This is a genomic window from Niallia sp. Man26 (assembly GCF_022049065.2).
Classification (GTDB): Bacteria; Bacillota; Bacilli; order Bacillales; family Cytobacillaceae; genus Niallia.
Window position 1 is genome coordinate 78,521 of sequence record NZ_CP095744.1, and the last position, 16,175, is coordinate 94,695.

16 protein-coding genes and 1 pseudogene are annotated in these 16,175 nt (G+C 37.1%); 15 read left to right on the top strand and 2 right to left on the bottom strand.

The features are described 5' to 3' along the window. Window positions 1-44 precede the first annotated feature (44 nt). From L8T27_RS19855 to L8T27_RS19875, 5 genes and pseudogenes are all read left to right on the top strand, one after another. Window positions 45-1,037, top strand: coding sequence for a DUF3231 family protein (locus L8T27_RS19855; protein WP_237942511.1), 993 nt, complete (start codon window positions 45-47; stop codon window positions 1,035-1,037). A gap of 229 nt (window positions 1,038-1,266) precedes the next feature. Beyond that, window positions 1,267-2,397, top strand: a pseudogene (locus L8T27_RS19860) (Ger(x)C family spore germination protein); the annotation flags it as partial. Window positions 2,398-2,757: 360 nt separating this feature from the next. After that, window positions 2,758-3,957, top strand: a complete 1,200-nt coding sequence (locus tag L8T27_RS19865) for an MFS transporter (RefSeq protein WP_237942515.1) — start codon at window positions 2,758-2,760, stop codon at window positions 3,955-3,957. A gap of 25 nt (window positions 3,958-3,982) precedes the next feature. After that, the gene (locus L8T27_RS19870) at window positions 3,983-4,543 is read left to right on the top strand and encodes a maltose acetyltransferase domain-containing protein (RefSeq protein WP_237942517.1); all 561 of its coding nucleotides are present in this window, start codon (window positions 3,983-3,985) and stop codon (window positions 4,541-4,543) included. A gap of 24 nt (window positions 4,544-4,567) precedes the next feature. Then, window positions 4,568-4,948: a VOC family protein gene (locus L8T27_RS19875; protein ID WP_237942519.1), complete on the top strand. Its 381-nt coding sequence runs from the start codon at window positions 4,568-4,570 to the stop codon at window positions 4,946-4,948. Window positions 4,949-4,991: 43 nt separating this feature from the next. On the opposite strand, the gene L8T27_RS19880 is transcribed toward L8T27_RS19875, so the two are convergent. Further along, on the bottom strand, window positions 4,992-6,035 hold the full coding sequence (locus tag L8T27_RS19880) for a 2,3-butanediol dehydrogenase (protein ID WP_233315434.1): 1,044 nt from the start codon (window positions 6,033-6,035) through the stop codon (window positions 4,992-4,994). Window positions 6,036-6,166: 131 nt separating this feature from the next. On the opposite strand from L8T27_RS19880, the gene L8T27_RS19885 reads away from it, so the two are divergent. Then, window positions 6,167-7,090 carry a LysR family transcriptional regulator gene (locus L8T27_RS19885; protein WP_237942521.1) on the top strand — a complete coding sequence of 308 codons (924 nt, stop codon included), beginning with the start codon at window positions 6,167-6,169 and terminating at the stop codon, window positions 7,088-7,090. A 92-nt stretch (window positions 7,091-7,182) separates the two neighbouring features. Here the strand turns inward: L8T27_RS19885 and alsR are convergent, their stop codons facing one another. Next, window positions 7,183-8,070 carry an acetoin biosynthesis transcriptional regulator AlsR gene (gene alsR, locus L8T27_RS19890; protein ID WP_237942524.1) on the bottom strand — a complete coding sequence of 296 codons (888 nt, stop codon included), beginning with the start codon at window positions 8,068-8,070 and terminating at the stop codon, window positions 7,183-7,185. Between the two features lie 152 nt (window positions 8,071-8,222). Here alsR and alsS point away from each other — a divergent pair, with 152 nt between their 5' ends. The 9 genes from alsS to L8T27_RS19935 all read left to right on the top strand — a co-directional run bounded on the left by alsS (window position 8,223) and on the right by L8T27_RS19935 (window position 16,013). After that, a complete protein-coding gene (gene alsS, locus L8T27_RS19895) occupies window positions 8,223-9,938 on the top strand; it encodes an acetolactate synthase AlsS (RefSeq protein WP_237942526.1) in 1,716 nt (571 codons plus the stop codon). A 51-nt stretch (window positions 9,939-9,989) separates the two neighbouring features. Next, on the top strand, window positions 9,990-10,763 hold the full coding sequence (gene budA / locus L8T27_RS19900) for an acetolactate decarboxylase (protein ID WP_481858865.1): 774 nt from the start codon (window positions 9,990-9,992) through the stop codon (window positions 10,761-10,763). A 196-nt stretch (window positions 10,764-10,959) separates the two neighbouring features. Beyond that, a complete protein-coding gene (locus L8T27_RS19905; protein WP_237942528.1) occupies window positions 10,960-11,403 on the top strand; it encodes an Rrf2 family transcriptional regulator in 444 nt (147 codons plus the stop codon). A 62-nt stretch (window positions 11,404-11,465) separates the two neighbouring features. Further along, window positions 11,466-12,365: an NAD(P)/FAD-dependent oxidoreductase gene (locus tag L8T27_RS19910; protein ID WP_233315429.1), complete on the top strand. Its 900-nt coding sequence runs from the start codon at window positions 11,466-11,468 to the stop codon at window positions 12,363-12,365. Between the two features lie 301 nt (window positions 12,366-12,666). Beyond that, window positions 12,667-14,103 (top strand): glycoside hydrolase family 1 protein, encoded by a 1,437-nt coding sequence (locus L8T27_RS19915; protein WP_233315428.1) that lies wholly within the window; start codon window positions 12,667-12,669, stop codon window positions 14,101-14,103. Between the two features lie 213 nt (window positions 14,104-14,316). Then, entirely contained in the window at window positions 14,317-14,685 is a 369-nt protein-coding gene (locus tag L8T27_RS19920) for a DUF2750 domain-containing protein (protein WP_237942530.1), read from the top strand. 155 nt (window positions 14,686-14,840) lie between these two features. Further along, entirely contained in the window at window positions 14,841-15,281 is a 441-nt protein-coding gene (locus L8T27_RS19925) for a MarR family winged helix-turn-helix transcriptional regulator (RefSeq protein WP_237942532.1), read from the top strand. A gap of 124 nt (window positions 15,282-15,405) precedes the next feature. Continuing rightward, window positions 15,406-15,732 carry an antibiotic biosynthesis monooxygenase family protein gene (locus L8T27_RS19930; RefSeq protein WP_233315426.1) on the top strand — a complete coding sequence of 109 codons (327 nt, stop codon included), beginning with the start codon at window positions 15,406-15,408 and terminating at the stop codon, window positions 15,730-15,732. Window positions 15,733-15,755: 23 nt separating this feature from the next. Beyond that, window positions 15,756-16,013 carry a DUF2798 domain-containing protein gene (locus L8T27_RS19935; protein ID WP_237942534.1) on the top strand — a complete coding sequence of 86 codons (258 nt, stop codon included), beginning with the start codon at window positions 15,756-15,758 and terminating at the stop codon, window positions 16,011-16,013. The last annotated feature ends 162 nt before the right edge of the window (window positions 16,014-16,175 follow it).

The window sequence follows — 16,175 nt, forward strand, 5'->3', positions numbered from 1 at the left end:
AACAATATTAAGGCCAATAGTAAGGATAAAGATGGAGGAGTAAAATGGAAGTAAATCACGACCGAATTAAATTAACTGCTGCAGAATTGTCCTACTTATGGGCTACCTTCCTTGCAGATAGTATGTCTATTTGTGTTTTTAAGTATTTTCTTAAACATATCGAAGATGAAGATATTAAATCAATTATTATTCATGCAAAGAAGCTCTCAGAAGAACATGTTGAATTTATTAGACAGATATATTCAATGGAAAAAATTCAAATACCCCAAGGATTTACTGAGGAAGATGTCAATTTAAATGTTAAGCGCTTGTTTTCAGATACTTTTTACTTAGTTTATCTTAGAAATATGTCTAAAGGCGGGCTAGCTACACATGGAAGAGTATTGCAGAACACTTACCGTCAAGATATACGTACTTTTTTTACCGCTTGCCTAACTGAGACAATTGAAATTGATAATAAAATAACTAGCCTGTTATTAGAAAAAGGAATAGCAGTTCGTCCACCTGTTATTCCATATCCCGAAAAATTAGAGTTCGTACATAAGCAAGCCTTTATTTTAGAAGGTTTTGGCAGAAGGAGGGTACTATCTGGCACCGAGGTAACCAATCTGTTTGCTAATGTCCAAACAAATCATACAGGAATATGCTTAGCGATGGCTTTTAGCCAAGTTACAAAAAATGAAAAGGTTCGTAAATATTTTTTAAGAGGGAAAGAAATTGCTATCAAGCATGTGAAGGTATTAGACAGTTATTTAGAAATGGCTTCACTGCCGACTCCCATGTCTGCTGTTCACGAAATAACAGAATCAATGGAAGCACCTTTTTCGGATAAACTCATGATGTTCCACTTTAGTTTGATGGTTTATGCTGGGATTGGCAACTATGGAATATCTATTTCTGAAAGTCAGAGAAGCGATTTAGTTGCGGATTATCTGCGTTTAATTGGGGAAGTGTTGAAGCTCTCTGAAGACGGTTCAAATATCATGATTGATCATGAGTGGTTAGAACAGCCGCCAGTGTCAGCCGACAGAAATTAACTAAACTGGAAATAGCAAAATATAGGGAGCTCCGTCCAGCTTCCTTGTTCACTTTTTTAATTTGTTAATAGCAAGTAAATTGGTGGTATCGGATAAAAATTCAAAATAAAAGCATAATAAATGGAAGTGTCTCACTCCTAGCGAAAATGCCGCTGATTAAAGAAGGGGATTTTTTGAAAATCACAAAATTAATAATATTGATTGTTTTAGTTAATCTTTAAGCGGTTGTTGGGATCGGAAAGAATTGATGAATGTTTCCATTGTTACAGGGATGGCGGTGGACAAGGGTGATAATCAAAAATATAGACTGACTGTTGAAACTACGGCAGCTTCAGAAGTCAGTCCTCGTACGGCGGAAGGCTTTGCTCCTGCAAACGTTCAGACATTAGAAGGTAACACGATTGCGGAGATTACCCATAAATTTAATATTACAAGTGAACAAAGTTTTATACTTTCCCATATGAGACTGTTAGTGATTAGTGAAGAAATAGCAGAAAAAGGCATGCTTGAATTTATGGATTTTTTGGATAGGAATCGGGAAATACGCGATGATTTTGAAGTAGTTATCGCAAGAGGCGGCGATGCTGCCGATGTATTAAAAGTCAATAACATGTACAAAAAAAGTGCATCCTTAAAAGTTTATACACAGCTCGTATCCATGTATAAAGACTGGGGAGGGGTGCCTGAATTAAAGCTGAATGATTTTATTCGAATTTATAATTCTGACGGACAAACGCCTGTACTTGTAGCGATGAAGGTTAGAGGAGACCCGAAAAAAGGCGGCAATATTGAAAATATGAAAAGTGTAACTCCTGAAAGTAAAGTAGACGTTGATTCTCTCGGTATTGTAAAAGGTGGTAAATTGCTTGGTTATATCTCTTTCTACGATGTTAGAAATATGCTGTTTGTCCAAAATAATATTAAAAGTACCGTTATTTCAGCTGTGTGTGGGAAAGATGATAAAAAAATAGGCTATCGTGTTACAAATTCGCTGACAAAAGTAACTGCAGCAGAAAAGGAAGGGGTACCAACCTTTACAATAAAAGTTAAAACAGAGGGATTTCTCCTAGGGACGCAATGCCTAACTAATATTAAGAAGCCATATGCTTTTGAGGACTTTGAAAAAGCAATTAACACTCTGATGGAAAAAGAAATAACCGATAGTATTGAAAAAATGAAAGAGGATTTTAATGCAGACATATTTGGGTTGGGAGAACTGCTAAGAGAACAAGACTACAAGCATTTTAAAAAATATAAGAATAATTGGGATGAGGGGTTTGCAAAATCAAAGATCCAAATTATTTTTGATTCGGAAATAAAAAGAACTGGACTAAGAAATGAACGTCTTATCATGAAATAGAAAATAATGTATATTTAAAAATAAATTTCAGTTGCAGATTGCAGCTGTTTTTTTATATGAAAAGAAAGGGATCCTATATTTTAAAAAAGCCCTGATATAATGAAAGTAATATGAGATAGGTAACAATAATGAATTGATTGCTTAAAAATAGACATTAAATTTAATCATCTAGAATAGTAATATAAATAACTATAAAATGAGGATTTAATAATCGTAATTGAATTGGCTAATTTTATATGTTATAGTATTTTCATAACTTATTAAAGTTGTTTAATAAGTTTTTGGAGACTTATTAAATGGTTTTAAAAAGTCCTTGAAGCGGCAAATAAATTACTAAAATAATGATGAGCGAGGTTAACTATGGCATTATTTCTATTAATCATTATTTACTTGGCATTTATCAGCTTAGGCTTGCCGGATTCGCTGCTTGGGGCAGCATGGCCGGTCATGCAATTAGACCTTGGCGCACCGCTTGAGACTGCCGGTTTGCTTTTTATGGTCATTGCGGGCGGTACAATTATCTCGAGTTTAATCAGCGGTAAGGTGCTCAAACGTTTCGGAACTGGCAAGGTTACATTTGTCAGTGTTTTAATGACAGCTGCTGCCTTGCTTGGATTTTGCTTTGCGCCCTCTGTTGTTTGGCTAATTGTATGCGCTATCCCGCTTGGTTTAGGAGCGGGGGCCGTTGATACAGGCTTGAACGATTATGTAGCTGTTCATTATAAAGCCCATCATATGAGCTGGCTGCATTGCTTTTGGGGAGTGGGGGCTACTCTTGGCCCGATTATTATGGCTCAGTTTATCTCAGAGGGAAATATGTGGAGAAGTGGCTATTTTGTTATCTCTGCCATTCAATTTGTATTAGTAGTCATTCTTTTGTTCACATTGCCTTTATGGAAAAGAGTCGGTAATAATCATAATACATCTGTACAGGAAGAGTTATTAGAAGCTGCTTCTGTTGATGATGAAAAAGCGCTAAAGCCTTTACAGGTTAAAGGGGTAAAACTGGCTATGGCGACGTTCTTGTTTTATTGTGGAGTGGAAGCAACATTAGGGCTATGGGGCAGTAGTTTTCTCGTAAACGTGAAAGGACTAAGTGCCGCATCTGCCGCACAATGGGTTTCCTTATATTATGCAGGAATTACTGTGGGCAGGTTTTTAACAGGGTTTATCACCTTCAAATTGACTAATCGAACATTAATACGTTCAGGGCAATTAATTGCCTTGCTTGGTGCAATTATATTATTGTTACCACTGCCATCACTGTTTTCACTAATAGGCTTTATCATTATAGGCTTAGGGTTAGCACCGATTTTCCCATGTATGCTTCATGAAACGCCTGCCCGTTTTGGAAAGAGACATTCACAAACGATCATGGGCTACCAAATGGCATTAGCTTATACTGGCACAACCTTCATGCCGCCGCTCGTTGGGTTTATTTCATCTTCTTTAACAATTGGAATCTTTCCAATTTGTATCATTATCTTTGCTGCGGCAATGCTGTTATGTTCTGAAAAATTGAACCAACTATTAAAAAGAAATACAAAAACTGCTTTATAAAAACATATTAAAGGTAGGACTCGTCATGAAAACAGAAAAAGAAAAGATGCTTGCGGGAGAAATGTATGATCCAGCAGATCCAGTACTAACTAGTGAGCGTAAGGAAGCAAGACAAAAGGTAAGGCTATATAATCAAACAATAGAAACGGAGGGCGAAAAACGGACTGCATTATTAAAAGACTTACTTGGGGCAACAGGACAAAACATTTATATGGAACCTAATATCCGTTTTGATTATGGAAGAAACACTTATGTTGGAGAAAACTTTTATGCCAATTTCGATTGCACTATTCTTGATGTGTGTGAAGTCCGTTTTGGTGACAACTGCATGCTGGCTCCAGGTGTGCAAATCTACACAGCAACACATCCGCTCCATCCAACAGACAGAAATTCAGGCAAGGAATATGGTAAACCAATCACATTTGGAAACAATGTTTGGATTGGCGGCAGTGCGATTATTAATCCAGGAGTGACAGTAGGGAATAATGTTGTTATTGCATCAGGTGCGGTTGTTACAAAGGATGTTCCAGACAATGCAGTCGTTGGTGGAAATCCGGCAAGAATCATTAAATATATTGAACTATGATACAGAAAACGGAGTGATTCAGAAATGAGAATAGAGCATGTGGCCATTTGGGTCAATGATTTGGAAGCGACGAAAGCTTTTTATGAAAAGTATTTTAATGGTAAGTCATCAAGCAAGTATCATAATAAAGTAAAGGAATTCGAGTCTTATTTTCTTTCATTTGACTCAGGTGCAAGATTAGAGATAATGCGCAAAGCAGGTATTGATAAGAAGAGCAACGAGGAAATACTCGGCTGGGCTCATATTGCCATCTCTTTAGGAAGCAGGGAGGCAGTGGATGATATGACCGCCAGATTAAAAAATGACGGTTATCGTCACGTAAACGGTCCTCGGGTTACTGGTGACGGCTATTATGAAAGTGTTATAGAAGATTCGGAAGGGAACTTGTTAGAGTTAACTGTATAATGTGCAGGGCAGGGCTGTCGTTAAAGACAGCCTGCTTTTTTTATTATTGCTCTGATTTAACTAAGATTTTCACTTGCTTTTTTTCGTTAATCAAGCTTTCAAATCCTTCTTCAATAACATCGTCTAAAGCAATCTTTTTCGTCACAAGCTTTTCAGCCGAAAAATAGCCTTTTTGCATTAAAGACAGGACTGCAGGAAAAACATTGCGATAGCCGATAATACCTTTAACAGTGCGCTCTTTAATAACAATATCATTCGGCAGAATTTCGGCGCCTTTTTCCCATATGCTGACAATGATAGTTTCCCCGCCAATTCCGGTAGATTGGATTGCTTGGCGAAGCACAATTGGCACACCTGTCACTTCAAATGACACGTCAACACCGCCGTCTGTTAAGCGGGCAATTTCTGCAACAGTATCTGTAATTTTAGACGGGTCAATAATGATTGCTCCTAACTCTTCTGCTTTTGCCTGTCTTTCAGGAGAGAGCTCAACAGCATATATATCGGTAGCTCCTGCTGCTTTTAGTGCTTCAATAACAAGTAAGCCGATTGGTCCGCATCCGAAAACTGCCACTTTGTCGCCGGCCTTCACTCTGCTTGAACGGACAGCATAAAGTGCTACTGCTGCTGGTTCAACGAGTGCACCTTGTTCATATGACAAATCATCCGGTAATTTAAATAAAAGTTCTTCATCTACAGCAACATATTCACTAAGACCGCCGCCGCCTCCAGCAAGGCCTAAAAAGCCCATGTTTTCATCAAGATTATACGCCCCTTGGTGTCCATATGTAGCGAAAATTGGTTCTACGACAACGCGGTCGCCAACTTGATAGTTTGTTACTCCTTCGCCAATTTCCACGACTTCACCAGAGAATTCGTGTCCTAATGTTACTGGAGCAACCTCTTTTGTTAACGGATGAGGCTGATCAACAGGAATAAAAATAGGTCCGCCTAAATACTCGTGAAGATCACTGCCACAAATACCGCACCATTTAACCTTCATTTTCACTTGGCCACGTTTTACTGTTGGTTCGTCTATTTCCTCTAAACGAATGTCTCTTTGATTATGCCATCTCAATGCCTTCATTCAAAACAGCTCCTTATGTAATGTTGTTTACAAATATTAGTATACAGCTAGTTTCACTTATGATAAATTTAGTTAATATTAACTATGGTTAAGAGCTGCTTAACTAAAGAGATTAAAAGGAATAGATACTGATGAATATTGAACAACTGAAGTACATGGTAGAAATAGCACGGACAGGCTCGCTAAAGGTGGCGGCTGATAATCTGCATGTAACACTGCCTGCGTTGAGTCAATCTATTAAAAATCTTGAAAAAGAATTAAATATTATGCTTTTTCATCGCTCCAGAAGAGGATCTGTTCCGACTGATGAGGGACAAAAGCTTGTGGAAAAGGCAAATTCAGTTTTGCAGAAATTACAGGAGTTTATGGATGAGGCCGAAGCTTACACGAATACAATGAATGGTGAAATCAAGATTGCAACATATCCTGGACCGATGGAAATGCTCGTTGGTTTAATTTCTGACATAAAATGTGAATATCCGAGTATTAAGGCATCTATCTATGAAAATAGCACGGAGTATATTATTGAGAAAGTGCTAGAAGGGGAAGTGGATGTTGGTTTTATAACTTATACCGAAAAAGAGGAAAAAAAGTATAAGAATCTCGTATTTAAGAAGCTGCTGGATGGACACATGGTGGTAGCGGTTAATAAGGACTCCCCATTGGCCCGTAACAAACTCATTAAACAAGAAATGTTAATTAACCAGCCTATCGTTCTTTACAATGATATATATATTCAGGAATTTATGAAGAGTTTTAGCTCGCTCCCCTACGATATCCTGTTCACAACAAATAATGTGGATACCATCCGTCATACGCTTGAAAATAATACTGCCATAAATATAGGATTTGATTATGCCTTTCAAACAGATGCGGGACTATCAAGAAGTGATAAATATGTGGTCATTAACTTTGCAGAACCTCATTACAAAACATATTCCTTTGGCTATTTTTATAATGCCAACAATGGGTTATCCCGTATTATTAGAGAATTTTTAAAGCGTATTCATCGAACGATAAAAGCAAGCGATGTTAACAATGGGAGTAAAATGTAAAAGATAGATGGTTAGAGAGCGTTATCATTTTTAGCTTTTGTCAGCTGCCGATGGGCAGCTTTTTTAATAGTTTAGAAGAAGGTTTAGAGGAGCTAAAATAAGCTCGTGCGCTGTAATACATGGTGAACTAAGTGAAAAAGAGCTGGGTTATGATTTTCTCGCCGGTAAGAAATAATCCATTCAGCTATTAGTTCTTCCTGATCCAGTTTTTTATAAAGCACATCTAGATTAAACAGCTTTTTAGCAGAGTCAGGCACAACGGCAATGCCAATACCAGCGGTGACTAAACCAATTACCATTTGGTATTCAGTGGACTCTTGAACAATATTCGGCTGAAATCCATGCTTATTGCATAGTTGGATAAAGTCCTCGTAGAGGGAAGGCCACGCCTCCTTCGATAAGGAGATAATCGGTTCATTCATCATGTCTGTTATCGCAACAGCTTGTTTATCAGCTAAACGATGATTTTTAGGTATAGCAATCACACATTCACTTTTTTTCAAGCTTCTGCTGATAAGCTCACAGCTTGCTACAGGAGGATGGGAAAAGCCGATATCAATATCACCGTTCAATAACGCATTCAGCTGATTTGGCGCTGATAATTGCCGCAATTCAATATCAATTGACGGGAAAATAGTCCTAAATTCCTTAATAGCTGGCGGCAAAATTTCGTATGTAGCGGTACCGACAAAGCCGATAATGATTTTTCCAAGTTCGCCTCTGGCTGTATGGCGTGCTGTATCAACTGCTCTGTCTAATTGACTTAAGATAGACCGAATTTGCCCTAAAAACACATCTCCGGCAGTTGTTAACTCCACAGCTCGACTGGAGCGATGGAACAGGGGGAAACCCAATTCTTCCTCCAGCTGTTTTATTTGCTGGCTAAGAGGGGGCTGTGTCATATTCAGTCTGGCAGCCGCCCTTCCGAAATGAAGCTCCTCGGCCACTGTTTGAAAATACTGCAAGTGTCTAAGCTCCATTATATATTCCCACCTTACTAATTCATTCGTAAAACATATCAATAACACATTAAATGGATATTGGAAAAAATATCATGTGAAATGTATAGTAAATCATATCATGAAATTCCAACTTATAGAAAGAATTTCAATTTTTAAGGAGTGAACAAAGAATGGATTCTCACGAAGGAACAAACATTACAAGACGTGGAGCTGAGCTGATTGTTGATACATTGATTGCTCAAGGTGTCACACATGTATTTGCTATACCTGGTGCAAAGATAGATGCAGTGTTTGATGTGCTTAAAGACAGAGGCCCAGAATTAATTCTATGCAGACACGAACAAAATGCAGCATTTATGGCAGCGGCCGTAGGCAGGCTGACAGGGACTCCAGGAGTATGCTTGGTTACTTCAGGTCCTGGGGCTTCCAATCTTGTTACAGGTTTGTTGACAGCTAATACAGAAGGAGATCCAGTTGTTGCGATAGCTGGTAATGTCATTAGAACGGATCGATTAAAACGTACGCACCAATCGCTAGATAACGCAGCTTTGTTTAAACCCGTTACCAAATACAGTGTGGAAGTACAAGATGTTAAAAACATACCAGAAGCACTGACTAATGCATTTCGGGCAGCTCAATCAGGCCAGGCTGGTGCTGCATTTATCAGCTTTCCTCAAGATGTCGTCACAGAAGAAACTTCAGTTGAAGCTTTAGCACCGCTGTTTGTGCCAGCACTCGGCCCTGCTTGTGAAAGCAGCATTCGAGCAGCTGTTACAAACATCCAAACTGCAAAATTTCCTATTGCCATAGTAGGAATGAAAGGAAGTAGACCGGCAGCTGTCAAAGCTATCCGGAACTTATTGCAAACACTCCAAATACCTTTTGTTGAAACATATCAAGGAGCTGGCGTTCTTTCAAGAGAGCTAGAGCATCAATATTATGGACGAATCGGTCTTTTTCCTAATCAACCAGGTGATCTTTTGATTGAGCAGGCAGATGTAATTCTTTCTATCGGCTATGATCCTATCGAATTTGATCCGAAGTTTTGGAATAAAAAGAAGTCTCCTATTATTCATATCGATGAGATTCAAGCAGACGCAGACCATTATTATCAGCCTGTTCATGAATTGATTGGTGACATCCCGGCAACTGCAGATAAAATGGAAATGTTTTCTGCCCAAATTAGATTAAATGAAGAAAATAAACACTTTCTTTCTCGACTAAAAGAGCTTCACACGGAAATGGAAGCCCCACGAACGGTAGAAGAAAACGGATTGTCTCATCCTCTGAATGTAATTCATGAGTTAAGAAGGCAGATTGCAGATGATGTAACTGTAACATGTGATATTGGGTCTCATGGGATTTGGATGTCTCGTCATTTTCGAACATATCAGCCTAATAAACTGCTGATTAGCAATGGTATGCAGACACTTGGTGTTGCCCTGCCATGGGCTATTGCGGCCAGCATTATAAATCCAGATGAAAAGGTCGTTTCCGTTTCTGGAGACGGAGGTTTCCTCTTTTCAAGCATGGAGCTTGAAACAGCAGTCAGAGTAAAGGCAAACATTGTGCATTTAGTTTGGAATGACAGCTCATATGATATGGTTTCATTCCAGCAAAAAATGAAGTATAACCGCAATTCATGTGTCGATTTCGGGCAAGTTGACATCATTAAATATGCTGAAAGTTTTGGAGCAACAGGACTTAGGGTAAACTCTCCTAAAGAGCTTGCAAGAGTAATAGAAGAGGGCTTAAAGCAAGAAGGACCTGTGATTATTGATATTCCAATCGACTACAGTGAGAATATGGATTTGGCTAACCAAAAATGGCCGGATTATTTTAAACAACAAATGATGGAAAAAGAACTGTGGCATTCTTCCATCTAATATGCCACATCCCGTTTATAAGTGAATTTTAAAGAATAGAGGTGATTATGCATGGAGATGGTTAAATCAATACATGCTGACATAATAAAAGACGAACAAGATCAAAAGCAGGAAGTTTATCAAGTATCCACCATGACTGCACTTCTGGATGGCGTTTACGACGGAGACTTCAGTTTAGGAGAAATACCTGAACACGGAGATTTCGGGATTGGCACTTTTAATAAATTAGACGGAGAATTAATTGGGTTTGACGGAGAGTTTTACAGGCTCCGCTCAGATGGAACAGCAACACCTGTGAAAGAAAACGACAAATCGCCATTTTGTTCCCTGACATTCTTTGAAACGGAAATCGTTCATCGTGTGGATCGGCCCCTGACATTAGAGCAATTAGGAGAAGAATTAGACGAAATTCTTCCTAGTAAAAACGTATTTTATGCTATTAGGATGGACGGTGCGTTTAAAAAGGTCCAAACTAGAACAGTAGAAACTCAAAGCAAACCATATGTACCAATGATTGAGGCAGTTCAAACACAGCCAATTTTTAATTTAGAGCATATAGAAGGTACGATTGCTGGATTCCGCACACCACAATATGCAAATGGTATAGCAGTTGCTGGCTACCATTTACATTTTATTGATAAAGACAGAAAAAGCGGCGGCCATGTTTTCAATTTTACGATAGAGAACGTCACAATTCGTATTTGTAAAAAACAAATAATGAACTTAAGACTGCCTCAGACAGAAGAGTTTTTTAAAGCCGATTTAGATCGCGCTGATCTCGCCAATGATATCGCCGAAGCAGAAGGAAGTCCAGAAAAGAGATAATTTTACGTAAAAAGCGAAGCCTAAACTATAAAGGGCCTCGCTTTTTTTGTTTAAGAACAGCAAGTGATAGTATTGTAGTTTTGGCCTTTTTTAGGAATAAATATTGATAAAGTGAAATAACTTGTTATATATCCTTTTTTAGTTTACTATTAATAATAGACATCAAAGGTCTTTAATATGCTTAAAGGGGATTTTTATGAAATATTCAAAAGCTACTAACTACGCTTTGCATACAATGGTATATCTATCATTAATGCCGAAAGGAAAGTTAGTTGGAGTAGAGCAATTAGCTAAAATCCAAGATCTTTCCCCGACATATTTGTCAAAGATATTAACTAAATTAGTGAAAGCTGGCCTAATTGAATCAACTCCGGGAGTGAATGGCGGCTATAGTATTGTGAAACATTCACGTGAAATTTCTTTTTTAGATGTAATTCAGGCAATTGAAGGGAAAACATCATTGTTCAGCTGTTCGCGGGAGCATGAGGATGCTAAAAATGGTGTATGTTTAATTGAAAATGTCATGATGGAAGCAGAAAGAAATATGGCTGATGAGCTGGCAAATAAGTACATCATTGATATTGCTGCAAAATTAGAAAAAACAAAAAAAGGAAAAACAGTAGTTACAGACTTAAAGTAATTTTTTTCGTGTAATTACAGATATTAAGAGTCTTTAATATATTTAATAGGAGGAACTGGATTATGTTACTAGATTGTGTAGTAGTCGGCGGAGGACCAGCAGGATTAAATGCCGCACTTGTATTAGGAAGAGCGAAAAAGAAGATCATTTTATTTGATGAAAACAAACCAAGAAATGCTGTTACACATGAATCTCACGGTTTTATTACTAGAGATAAGATAAAACCTTCAGAATTTAAACAGATTGCTTTGGAAGATTTAAAGGCATACCCGGAAATAACCATAAAAAATCAAAGGGTATACGATATAAAAACAGAAAATGATCATTTTGTTATTCTAACAAGTGACGGCCTAACCTATCAATCGCGTAAGATAATTCTGGCAACAGGACTTAAAGATATATTGCCAAACATTAAAGGTATACATGATTACTATGGAACAAGCATATTCAGCTGTCCATTTTGTGATGGCTGGGAATTGAAAGACCGCCCTTTAGTTGTGATATCAGAAAATGAGCGCGCTTTTCATATAACAAAGATGATATACAATTGGAGCAAAGATGTTGTTGTTTGTACAAACGGAAAAGCTGTTTTTACAAACGAGCAAAAGCAGTTATTAGCTAATAACAATATAGAATTAATTGAAGAAGAGATAGAATACTTAGAAGGAGATAAAGGGCAGCTTCGCCATATTATATTGAAAAGCGGGAGAGAAATTGCAAGAGCTGGAGGCTTTGTAACAGCAGGTTTGCAACAGGCATCACCGTTAGCACAAGTATTAGGATGCAGTTTGAACAATATGGGCGGAATCGAAACAGACAATTCTGGCCGAACGAATATTGCAGGAGTGTACGCATGCGGAGATAATGCTGTTATTGCGCCAGCTCAATTGATTGTTGCAGCAGCAGAGGGAAGCAAAGCCGCTATGGCAGTTGTTGGTGATTTAGTGAATGAGGACTTTTAAAAATGTAATTCTTAAAATATAACGCACAAGGGCTTATAAGAAATGGCCCTTTTTTTATTTAATATGGTAGGAACTCAGAAGTATGGGAATAGTAACAGAAGCCAGTTGAATAACTAATTAGCTCGTCTTTTACTAAGTTAAACTTTCTTACATAGTCTTTACTATATTTACTTTTGATAAAAATGCAAATTACAAAACTAGTCTCTTTCAGACCAGTTTTTTTCAGCTGATAATAGTATCATTAGGTTAGATATTACAAAATCTATTACTAGATATTAGTTAAAATAGGAGGAAGTCACTCATGTCAAAACTTAACTTTCCAGAAAACTTTTTATGGGGCGGAGCTACTGCTGCCAACCAATTAGAAGGTGGATATAATGAAGGCGGTAAAGGTCTAAACCTAGCAGATGTATTGCCAGGTGGAAAAGTCCGTCTAAAAGTTATCGCTCAAACTGGCTTTGATTTTGAAATCGATAAATCAAAATATGTATATCCAAACCATGATGGAATTGACTTCTATCATCGTTACAAAGAAGATATTGCACTATTTGCTGAAATGGGCTTTAAAGCATACCGCATGAGTATTGCTTGGTCTCGTATCTTCCCAAATGGCGACGAACTAGAGCCGAATGAAGAAGGCCTAGCATTTTATGACAAAGTTTTTGATGAACTAGCTAAATATGGTATTGAGCCAGTTGTTACTATTTCTCACTATGAAACACCGCTTCACTTAATTAAAGAATACGGTGGCTGGAGAAGCCGTGAACTAGTTACATTCTTTGAGCGTTATGCAACAGTGTTATTTAACCGCTATAAAGACAAAGTAAAATACTGGTTAACATTCAATGAAATCAATGGTGCAACACATATGCCTATTTTAGGACTAGGCTTCTCTCCTGAAAACGAGGAAACAAAGCTGCAAGACAGCTTCCAAGGTTTGCATCACCAATTTGTTGCTAGCAGCTTAGCAGTTAAAGCAGGACATGAAATTATTCCTGATGCACAAATCGGCTGTATGTTAATTTACGCACCAGTTTATGCGTATGATAGCAACCCTGAAAATGTGCTTCATGCTATTAAAGAGGAGCAAGTGTTTAACTATCTGTGTGGTGATGTTCAAGTAAGAGGAGCATATCCAACTTTTGCTAAGCGCTACTTTAAAGAAAATAACGTTAATCTGAAGATTGAAGATGGCGACTTGGAATTGTTAAAGCAATATCCAGTTGATTTCATCAGCTTAAGCTATTATATGTCTCGTACAGAGAAAAAGGTTAAAACAGATGAGGAAAAATCACAAGGTAACCTTATCGGCGGAATTAAAAACCCATTCTTGAATGCAAGTGAATGGGGTTGGGAAATTGACCCGACTGGACTTCGCATCTCTTTAAACAATCTGTATGACCGCTACCAAGTACCATTGTTCGTTGTAGAAAATGGTCTAGGCGCATACGATAAAGTAGAAGAAGATGGTTCTATTAACGATGATTACCGCATTGATTACCTTCGTGAACATATTAGAGCGATGGGTGAAGCTATCGAAGACGGTGTTGAGTTAATGGGTTATACTTCATGGGGCTGTATTGACTTAGTAAGTGCATCTTCAGGAGAAATGTCTAAGCGTTATGGTTATATCTATGTAGATAAACATGATGACGGAAGCGGTACATTTGACCGCAGCAAGAAGAAATCCTTCTTCTGGTATAAAGATGTAATTGCAACAAATGGTGAAAATCTGTAATAATATGAAGCGCTTGGGATTATCCCAAGCGCTTTTGTTATAGGCATTTATTCCTTAACGGCCTTCACTATAAAGGTATATAGTCTTCTAGGAAGTTAATAAATATATGCCTTGATAGTGGTTATTATCCTGCTAAAGTAAAAATAAATCTAGTAACTTATTGTTTTATTTGGTATATTCTTTAAAAATATACTGCAAAAGGAATGACCTGTGATGAAGTTAATTAAACAGTTTATGTTAAATCGTCCTGCTGATAAAAGAATGGCCTATTTCTACGGTGTTGTGGCAACAGATGAACAAGTCTGGCTATTGCGTAATGAAGAAGATGACTTATTAGTATTAGAAGGCGATGAACAGTATTCTTTTGTACTGCCAGTCTGGCCAAACAGAAGCTTTGCCGAAATGGAGTCAACCCATTTAGAGGATCCATATGAAGCATTTAACATGCCATTGAGCAAATTCATAGAGGAGCTGCTAATTGATGTGGAAAATGACGGCGGTGCAGCAGCTATCTTTCCAAACCAAAAGGATGCAAGTATTCAAACAAGGGAAGAAATAATAGAAATGATACGTAATATTTAACAGATACGCATAAGTTTCATTATCATTAAGATTTTGAATATAACAGCAGGTGAAAAAATATTTGAGTTAGACTTTATTTTTATATTGACTTTGAGGTGGGGGAGCCGCTGTTGAATGCTGCTGCTGCCCTTTAATATATGGACATGGAGGAAGATATGGAGTCTGAGCAACGATTTAAGAAACTGAAAGAATTTCAGGAGCTGTTTGAAAATATTTTTAGTAAAACGAAAACACAGCATAATTTTTTCCCGAAAACAGAATACAATCTTAGTGATGGTCACATCTTAATTTTGACTTATTTGTACAGAATCAAGACTTGCACAGCATCCGATATTACTAAATATTTAGGGATAACATCAGGTGGGGGAACGGTATTAACTGATACGTTATTAAAGCATGATTTAATCAATCGTCAAAGGTCTGCAAGTGATCGAAGAGTCGTAGAGCTTACTTTAACACCTGAAGGAAAGAAAATTGTTGATCGAATTATTGAAAGCAGAGCAACTGCGTTTGTAGAACTTCTGCAAGATTTAGAGGAAACAGAAATTGATCAAATGTTAAACGTATTTCGTAAATTAAATAAAAAACTAAAATAACTAATATTATCATTAATTGATATAAATTCTCATTGACTATTATCAGTAACAATGATAACTTTACTACTAACTAATATCTTAGTTAGTAAGATAATTATTTAATAATATAAAGGAGGTATTCATAATGTTTGTTAATCAGGCCCATTTTGAAGGGGAGAAGCACAATGAAGATAAATTAATAAACAAGATGAAAAAAACGCAAGAGGACTTGAGTGGTGTAGAAGGATTGCATGCTGTTGAGTTTTGGAAAAAAGAAAAAACCGATACAGTCGAATATGTAATTGTCTCAAAATGGACAGCAAAAAAGGACTTCACAGCATGGTTATCTAGAGAAGAGCATGTTAACGAGCATAAAGAAATGATTAAACAGAAGAAACAAGGCATTAGTGAGAAGCCTGTGATGAAAAAGACGATTGTTCAATACGAAACGGTAGAGGTTTCTGCTTTATAATAAGAATTTTGTAAGGGGTATTTATGAAGATTCATATAAAATATAAACAGCTTGTATTTGCATTCTTTATGTCGTTAAGTATGAGCGTATTTATTTCTTTTATTCTTGTATCCATTAATTTTGGATACAGCAGTCATTTTCTCCCACAATGGTTAAAAATGTGGGGACAAGCATTCATTTGTGCATTTTTTGGAGCTTACTTCTTCCCAAAATTTATCCATAAGATTATGATAAAAATTAGCTTTGTGGAAACGAAGGTTAAAGAGACAAAAGGGATATAATTACTAATAAGCGAAGCTGCTGTCTTTACATAGACTTAAGCTTCGCTTTTTTGTTCTATTTTTATGATGATAGTGAAGCAGTTTTTTTTCATTAAGGTTATCATTTGCCATAAAACGAGATATATTTTGATATTAAAAATTTGCTTTAATCCTTATATGATA